The sequence below is a fragment of the Alcanivorax sp. HI0083 genome (assembly GCF_001635175.1).
The window spans coordinates 1-9,083 of sequence record NZ_LWFX01000660.1; the positions used below are offsets into that span (position 1 = coordinate 1).

Below are 9,083 nucleotides of genomic sequence, written 5' to 3' on the forward strand. Positions count from 1 at the left end.
GTGATCTTTGATGAGGCTTCCCAGATTACCGTGTGGGATGCGGTGGGCTCACTGGCCCGTGGCAAGCAGGTGATTGTTGCCGGTGATCCAAAGCAGATGCCGCCCACCAACTTCTTTGGTCGTTCTGATGATGACCCGGATGGCGACATTGATGGCGAAGGGGATCTGGAAAGCATCCTGGACGAACTGATCGGCGCCAGCATTCCCCAACGCGTGCTGAACCTGCATTACCGTTCCCGCCGGGAAAGTCTAATTGCCTTCTCCAACAGCCGCTATTACGACAGCTCCCTGATCACCTTCCCGGCACCGGTACACCCTGACAAGGGCGTGTCACTGGTGAAACCGGAAGGCTTCTACGCCCGAGGAAAGGCCCGCCATAACCAGGGCGAGGCCAAGGCCATTGTGGCGGAGATCGTGCGTCGCCTGACGTCAGACGACCCGGCTGTCCGTAGCCAGTCCATTGGGGTAGTGACGTTCAATACCGAACAGCAGAGTCTGATAGAGGATCTGCTGGACAAGGCCAGAGCGGAAGACCCTGGCATCGAATGGGCCTTCTCCGAGGACGAGCTGGAACCGGTGTTCGTGAAGAACCTGGAAACGGTGCAAGGGGATGAGCGGGACGTGATTCTGTTCAGCATCACCTATGGTCCGGATGAAGCCGGTCACGTCACCATGAACTTCGGCCCTCTCAACCGTACCGGTGGTGAGCGCCGCCTGAACGTGGCCATGACCCGCGCTCGCTCCGAGATGGTGGTGTTCTCCACCATGCCACCGGAGCGTATTGATCTGGCCCGCACCCAGGCCCGCGCCGTGGCGGACCTCAAGCACTTCCTGGAATACGCCGAACGTGGCGCCTCCGCTCTGGGCGCGGCGGTACACGGCTCCATGGGCGACTTTGAATCCCCCTTCGAAGTGGCCGTGGCCAGAGGGCTACAGGAAAAGGGCTGGACAGTGCATCCCCAAATTGGCGTCTCCGCCTACCGCATCGACATGGGCATTGTTCACCCCGACAAACCGGGCATTTATCTGGCCGGAATTGAGTGCGATGGCGCCATGTACCACAGCTCCGCCTATGCCCGAGAGCGCGACAAGATCCGCCAGGGTGTGCTGGAGGGGCTGGGGTGGACGTTGTATAGGGTGTGGTCCACTGACTGGTGGACGAATAAGCACAAGGCGCTTGAAGAGCTGGATGCTGTACTAAGTGAGAAACTTGCGGGTGAGCGCGCCTCGAAAGACTCATAGAGCGGCCTTGTATGTGGTGGATATTGGCTATTAAACGATCACCATTGGTCAGTATAGATAACTATGGCCGTTCTGGTGATTTCGGCTGAGTGTGATAAGGTTCACAGCAAAAAACGAACGGCCTTCAGGTCTAGAAAGGATTCTAGCTGACGCTTCTACGGTGTTGGCGCTCAGGGGGAGGGATATGGGGACCTGCTACGAAACACTCAAAACACGCCAGCGACAGGAACGGGATGATTATCCTGAAGACCTGAGTCTGCGCGTTCACCGTGCCCTGAGCTGGCTGGATAGGGCCGAGCAGGAATCCGACCCAGACAGCCGTTTCATCTTCCTGTGGATTGCCTTCAATGCGGCCTACGCTAGCGAAATTGATGACCGGCAGGGGCTAAGTGAACAAGCCACCTTCAATGCCTTCCTGGAAAAGCTCCACACCCTTGATAACAGCCAGCGCCTGAAAAAACTGGTTTGGAAGGTCTATTCCGGTGCCATCAGCGCACTGCTGGATAACCCCTATGTCGTCCGCGCCTTCTGGGAATACCAGAAAGGCAACATGAGCCAGCCAGAATGGGAAAGGCGCTTTGCTGGCGCCAAGCACGCCGCCCGCAAATCCATCTCTAGCCACAACACCCCCAAAGTGCTCTCCATCGCGCTGGACCGCATCTACGTCCTGAGAAATCAGCTCATCCACGGTGGCGCCACCTGGGGCGGGCAGGTGAACCGCAACCAGATCACCGATTGCATAAAAATCATGAATGACCTGGTGCCGGTAGTGATCGAGATCATGATGGATAACCCGCGATCCACGTGGGGACAGGCAAGTTTTCCGGTGGTGAAGGCGGGGTAAGGGGTAGGGTATTGGCTGCGACATAGAGTGTCGCGGCTGGAGAATAGAATTGCACAAGTGAATAACGGGCTAAGGCCTGCTTTTGGGATCAGGTCAGCCCGAGTGATAAGAATTCGAAGAAAGGAGCCCTTCGTGAAAGCACTGAGACTCACATCGTTACTGGTTATGGCTTCCCTCGCTGCCTGTGGTGGTGGCGGTGGAGGAAGTGGCGGATCGAACACCGGTACGTCACAAGCGCAACCAGAAGATGGGTTATACCCCTCGACGGTAGAGCGCTCAGCCTTTACAGCTAGCGAAGCCTGCCCGGATGGGGGGATTACCATTGATCAGGGTATCGACACCAACACCAATGGCGTACTGGACCCCGATGAGATTTATGAATCTCAACAAGTGTGTCATGGCGCTTCGGGAGAGGACGGTCTTTCCAGTCTGATTCGTGTAGATGAAATTTCGGCAGGCCTTGAGTGTGCCAATGGCGGCTTGAAGGTGAGTGTGGGGCTGGATGCATCTGAAGATGGGGTGCTAGATGCTGAGGAAGTCAGTCAGAGTAGCTATGTCTGTTCGATTTCAGCAAGCCAAACCGATGGATTCAGTAGCTTGCTAGATATGTCCAATGAGCCTGAAGGTGCTGAGTGTGCTTCAGGGGGTCAAAAATTAACCTCTGGCTTGGACTTCAATCGCAATGGCACCCTGGATATCGATGAAGTTATTCAGACGAAATATATCTGCAACGGGGTTAGCCCGGTTGTGCACTCCTCGTTGGTGAAAACAGAAAATATTGGCCCTGGCCAGTTCTGTGACAATGGTGGAGTCAAGGTCTCCTCCGGCCTTGATGTGAACGAGGATGGCCTTCTCAGTGAAGGCGAGATAACAGGCAATGCGTACATCTGCCATGGTGAAGATGGAGAAAACTCAATTTCCCTGGTTGCTGTTGAGGTAGAGGCTGCCGGGGCCAATTGCTCCGCAGGCGGGAATAAAGTCACCAGTGGTCAGGACTTGAATGCAGATGGCACGCTGCAAGCAGAAGAAGTCACCGATGTAAATTATATCTGTAATGGAACAGATGGAATTGATGGAGAAGACGGCCTCTCCGCTCTGGTCAATGTCAGTGATGAGCCGGCAGGCGTTAACTGCCCGTCAGGAGGGAAACGGATCGAGACCGGGCAAGATGACAATGCAGATGGCATTTTACAGGCGGCTGAAATCGATCAGTCAGATTACCTGTGTAATGGGGAAAATGGCGATTCTGCCATCTCGTCTCTCGTGAGGGTGGAGCAAGAAGCGGCTGGAGCGAATTGTTCAGCCGGTGGGTATGTGCTGCATACCGGGATGGATGCAAATGCAAACGCATATCTGGATAGCAGTGAAATATCCGAATCACACTATGTTTGTAATGGTGAGGATGGGGCTGGTAGCGGAGGTGGTGATTCCGATGGGACAGCTGATATGAACTACTTCGTTGTGAATACCCAGCTTGGTGAAGTAACGGAAATTGATTGCCCTGGTGGAGCCAGCAGCAACAGCAAAAGGAAAAATGAATACTTTGCATTGGCATCAGGTGGTCAGGGGGAGCCCTACAAAGTTTGTTATCACGAGAGCTGTTATGTGAGTACAGACAATGGTTACACACATCACCAAAAAACATATGGTGATTCAGCTTGTAATGCTAGTGAGTATGTATACCAAAACTGTAATGAAGGATATCAATGGGATGGGGTGGCATGCACCGAGATTCCGCCTGTTTGCCCTGAGGGGCAGATCGAAACCACAAGAGGCTGTGAAGTTCCCGTTGATAGCTGCCTGGAAAACCAGGAAATCGAAGACAACATCTGCGTTGATATCCCCTACGTGGAAGTGACGGGCAATATTTGTGGTAACTATGTCGACCCGATAAAGGTGACAGCCGGAAACCATTTCGTAACCTGTGATACGACGTTTAATGAGCGCCTATTGATTGATGCGGGGGCCGTTCTGCAAGTGGATCGTAACTGGTATATCGTGGCGGAGAGCGGTGTGAATGTGAATGGGACGGCCGTGTCTCCTGTCACTATCAAGACCTCACCCAATAATATTGATGGTGCTTGGGCTGGAATACGTTTTGTCGGTGAAATGGATTTTGACTACGACAATGAAGAGCTTGTCGGCGATAAAATAAGTTATTTGAACGTTTCTGGTTATTCGGGAACCTCAAGTTTGGAAGGTGTTGGAATAAAGAGGGCTACATTAACGGCAAATGCTGGGTTGACACTGCGAGATGTTGTTTCTATAGGAACAGTGTTTGATGTGGAGGATGTTACTTCATACAGATCGCTTTTAAGTGGTTCTTCTGTGTTGTCTTCGCAGCTATATCTGTGGAGTGGCTTGGTAGTTAATTCTCCTGATCTCAGCAATATTTATACATATTGGGGCGGACGGACCGATGGTTTTGAGCGTCTTGCAGCATTATTCAATGAAGGGTTTTCCGTCGCTGGATGTAGTTATGAAGCACACATGCAAGGGAATGAGTCTGTTGGAACAGGTGCCGCAACAGGAGATCACTGCATTGTTAGTGATAACGGAAAGCCTATGCCAGAGAGCTACGGTGTCTATGTTCTGGGCCCGAAAAATAGAGATATAAAAACCGGAGAAAGCTTAAGTTTAGAGGCTTACTTATTTGATAAAAACGGGTTTGTGCACCCGGAATCGATTGTTTGGAAGGCTCGCTATGATGTGGACGGCACTTACTACGACTCGGGCCAGACCTGGACAGGTAGGAAAATAAGCGTGTCCCTGGAAGATAAAGAGCAGTACGAGGTTTATGTGGAGTCTGTGAACGGGGAGACGGACCTGCTTGGTCCCAAGTCCATCATTCTTAATGTTCAGTAGATAAATTAATAAAGGCGCTCTGGCATGTGGCCAGAGCGCCTTTATGCTGTTAGGAGGATTGGGGTTATGCCGATTCGACCAGAGCCTTTTGTCTTGAATTGTTCGCGATGCGGCTGGAAGAAGGGCGTAAGGCCAAAAAGCGATGTACTGACACCAGGCGAATGGGTGGATGAATGCCCGCGCTGTGGTTGTGAGGAGATTGAAACCAGGCGAACTGGGGTGATCGCGAGATTTTTAAATAAGATATCCTGAGGTGGTTATGTCTGTAAGGCGTTTATTCGGAACGGCGACAGCGGATGCTGGAGTATTTTGGAGTGACAAAGTTTCAGAGCAAGGATGGCGAATCCAGTACAACAAGACCTTGGATAAGGTTAGCCCTTTAAAGCCGTATAGATTGCTGGATCCATCCGGGAATCTGTGGGCGTCATCAGACACGATGCAGGAAATGGTTGATGACCTTCCGGGGTTGATAGATGAATTTTCAGGAAAAGATTCCCTGTTCTCGTCTGAAGAAGCAAAGAAATTGGCGAAAGAAGCTATTGGCATCCTTGTTACCGCAGGGCAAGTTTGGCTGGCCAAGGAAGTAAGCGAGGAGTGAAGGTGCTCTTTTTATTTGATTTTTTGGAATGCTGAGGATTGGTGTGGTTATGGAAGTTAAAAGAAAAGAACAGTTGGCTAACTATATTAAAGGGTTGGGCGAATATTTTTTTCAGGCAGTAGATTCCGCTCCATCAATGATGGAAGAAGTGGGTAGAAAATGGGGCGAAGAGCTTGATCAGGTTTCTTCTTCTGTTAGCCAGGGTGAAATTTATGTGCCAGTTGTTGGAGGGTTTAGTACAGGAAAGTCTACAGCACTGAATAAGGTGATTGGTCGCAATATTCTTCCTGAGAAAGTTACACCTGAAACGGCTATCCCGGCAGAGCTTCGATATTCAGAATCTGAATGCTTGATGGCACAGACTCAGTCAGGTGAATGGCGCGAATATAGAGTTGACCAACTACCAGTGCTGTCTTCGGAAGCAGAGCGTTATCAGGTGGTGAGGGTCTATGTTAACTCCCGAGAGTTGAAAGAGATTCAGCCGCTGGTGCTTGTCGACATGCCGGGTTTTGATTCCGGTCTCGATCAGCACAACCAAGCAATCCTTCGATATATCACAAGCGGTGCATTGTATTTGTATATGGTTAATGCAAAAGCGGGCACAGTTAGTCGGCAAGACGTACGAAGGCTTGATGAAATTATGGGGCTTGGGCGTTATGTCAAAGTGTTTTTAACTATGACGGACTTGGCTTCCCCTGAGGAATTGAAATCCACGCATCAGTATGTGTCTGAGCAAATGGAATCAATTTCCGGTGATGATTCTGTGGGGCAAATCAATATGGAGGATGTGGCAGATCTTCTGTCCTCCCTGGAAGAAGCCGATGCATCGTCATTGTTTGATGGCATCTTCCTTGATCAGGTTAAATCACTCTATTTTGATGCTTGTGCACATATTAATACGTTGATTAGTGCGCTTTCGGGGTCGGAAGACGATTTGAATCGTCAAGTTGAAAATGCAAAAAATAGCTTGATAAAAATTGAGAGTGAGCGGGAGAAAATGCTTTCTGAAATAGGAGAAGGGCGCCTGTCTGAGAAAGCCGAGCATGTCTTGCGCAGATTGGAGGCCTCTCTCAATGGTTCATTGGATGAAATTGTTGTGATGGCTCGAAGTGGGGAGGACGCAATGTGTCGCGGTATTGCTGATCTTGTCCGTTCCACGCTTACGGTGGAAATTCAGCAAGCCGTTCGGCGTATCACCAAAGATGTGGCATATCAATTTTCGGGCGATATATCTCTGAATGGGCTTTCCCTCTCATCCGAAGGTAATTGGATCGACAATATGATTTCAGTAATTGAAAGCGAGGCTATGTCTGCTCTTGCGGGTCTGGGAGATAACCCGTCGTCCCGTGGGAATGCAGGGAAAGAGGGGGCAGGAAAAACGGTTGGGGGAATGCTTTCAACGGCGGCATTAGCTATTCCGCATCCGGTCTTGAAGGTTGTTTTTTCAATACTTCCTGGGGTTATTGGCGCGCTTTTTGACGCGTTCCGTGAGAAAAGCGAGACAGAACAATACCGAAAGGCCATATCCTCTCAAGTAATTCCAAGTGTCTTGTCACAGGTTAGGCCGCAGGTCGTGGATTCTCTTAATGCCACCGAGAGCGAAATTATTAGAGTTGTTTCTGAGCAAGTGTCGTCAAAGGTTGAAAATCAGAAGAGAGTATATGATGAGGTTGCAAGCTCTGCGGCTGAGGATTTGCAAGCTATAAAAAGCAACATATCACAGTTAGAAGAAATTCTGGCTGCGATTAACGAGAATGCAAGAAAGGTGATTGTTTGATGACAGTGAGCAAAGATCGGCTTCTTTCGGCGCGCCAGTCTTTAGAAAGCATTCTAGCTAAATATGATGATATCTGTGATGCATCGATTAAAAGATTGATCAAAGATGATGGGGTATATAGTAGTCAGGAGATTGAGTCGCATCTGGCTACTCTTCAGGAAGAAGGAAGAAATCTGAAGATTGGTATTATTGGTCGTGTAAAAGCGGGGAAATCATCACTGATTAATGGGCTTCTCTTTGATGGTAAAGAGGTGCTTCCAAAAGCTGCGACACCTATGACAGCGGCACTGACATCAATAGGATATGCGGGTGAGTTTTGCGCTGAAGTAAAGTTCTTTAATCAGGATGATATTGATGATTTGAAGATTAAAGCTTCAATATACGACCGTGAAGTAAATGCGGCTATTCAGCGTTACAGGGAAGAGCATTTAGAGAGGAAGGAGCGTGCTAATCGGCCACTTCCGGATCCTAAAGATGAGCTGCTTAGGAAAAAGGCTCTTCGTGAAGTGGGTGAAGATGGTGCCCTTTCTGCAGCTGCAGATTTATATAAGCGAATTAAAGATTCGTCGGTAAACGTGGGGGAGCTTACAGACCGGCGCTTGCTCACGGCGAATACCGTGGAAGAATTAAATGCACAGCTTATGGATTATGTGGGCTCCTCGGGGCGTTATATGCCTTTTACCCGTGAGCTTAATCTTGGAATGCCCCTGGAGAGCTTGAAGGGAATTGAGATTCTGGATACCCCTGGCGTTAACGATCCAGTTAAATCTCGTGAGCAGCGTACTTATGAACGTTTAAAGGAGTGTAATGCTGCCTTTATTGTGAGTCCCGCGGGGCAGTTCATGAGTGAACAGGATTTTGAGCTTGCGGATCGCCTGAGCGGACGTGAAGGCACACAGGAAATATATATTGTGGCTAGCCAGGCTGATACACAGTTGCACTCCAGTATTCGCAGAGATGCGAAAGGAGTTCTGCCACAGGCTATAGAAATTTTACGTGCCACCATGGCCGAGCAAGCAGAGAGGTCGTTATCCAATTGTGAGAATGAAATTCTCAAGAGTATAGCGAAGAACCAAGGGGAGCGGCTGATTTTGACTGCAGGTATTTGCGAGGCGCTGGTTCTGGGGAAGGGTAGTAGTGGTGATGAAACAGCTTCTCACGCTATGGGGCTTCTGAAAAAAAACTATCCAGACTATTTTTCTAATCCTGATAATTTAATGGATAATCTTGAAGTTCTATCTGGTCGGAGGGAGCTGGAGAGGGCAATTGAAAAAGTAAGGTCGAAGAAAATTCAGATATTGGAAGCGCAGTCTGATGACTTTATTGAGGCCCAGTGGCGAGCTTTTGTTAAAACAAAAGAAGCGGTATTAGAGAGCCTCTCTGGGCAGCGAAGTGAAGTCGAAAATAGTGATATAGAGAAAATTCAAGAAAGGCTAAGCGCACTAAATGTGGCTTCGTATAAAGGTGTTGAGGCATCGAATCAAGAGTTTTTAGATCAAATAGAGGATATGCATTTACGACTCCCGGCGGATTTAAGGAGTGTCATTCAAAGAGCTATGGATATGTTTGACGAAAAAGCTGAGGGGGCGGAGGGGGTTTCTCAAGAAACTCGACGGGTTGAGAAAGAGGGTGTGGGGTCGTGGTTCGCCAGAAAACTTAGTATGGGCGGCTATGAAGAACGAACCTTTGAGATTGAAACGGTGCGGCCACTTCCGATACGTAGGTCGTTGGAGGGGTTTTCAAGACTAATGACGCAA

Annotated in this window: 6 protein-coding genes; all 6 read left to right on the forward strand. The window is 49.5% G+C overall.

All coding sequences use genetic code 11. The features are described 5' to 3' along the window. A partial coding sequence (locus A3754_RS06570; RefSeq protein ID WP_231880517.1) for an AAA domain-containing protein occupies positions 1-1,242 on the forward strand: 1,242 nt, incomplete at its 5' end. A gap of 184 nt (positions 1,243-1,426) precedes the next feature. Then, complete coding sequence (locus A3754_RS06575) at positions 1,427-2,086, forward strand: HEPN domain-containing protein (RefSeq protein WP_063519139.1); 660 nt, start codon at positions 1,427-1,429, stop codon at positions 2,084-2,086. A gap of 132 nt (positions 2,087-2,218) precedes the next feature. After that, positions 2,219-4,951: a hypothetical protein gene (locus A3754_RS06580; RefSeq protein ID WP_063519140.1), complete on the forward strand. Its 2,733-nt coding sequence runs from the start codon at positions 2,219-2,221 to the stop codon at positions 4,949-4,951. 259 nt (positions 4,952-5,210) lie between these two features. Beyond that, on the forward strand, positions 5,211-5,549 hold the full coding sequence (locus tag A3754_RS06585) for a hypothetical protein (RefSeq protein WP_063519141.1): 339 nt from the start codon (positions 5,211-5,213) through the stop codon (positions 5,547-5,549). 49 nt (positions 5,550-5,598) lie between these two features. Continuing rightward, positions 5,599-7,326, forward strand: coding sequence for a dynamin family protein (locus tag A3754_RS06590; RefSeq protein WP_063519143.1), 1,728 nt, complete (start codon positions 5,599-5,601; stop codon positions 7,324-7,326). Then, positions 7,326-9,083: dynamin family protein (locus A3754_RS06595; RefSeq protein ID WP_063519142.1), on the forward strand; the 1,758-nt coding region annotated here is incomplete at its 3' end. The genes A3754_RS06590 and A3754_RS06595, both read left to right, overlap by 1 nt.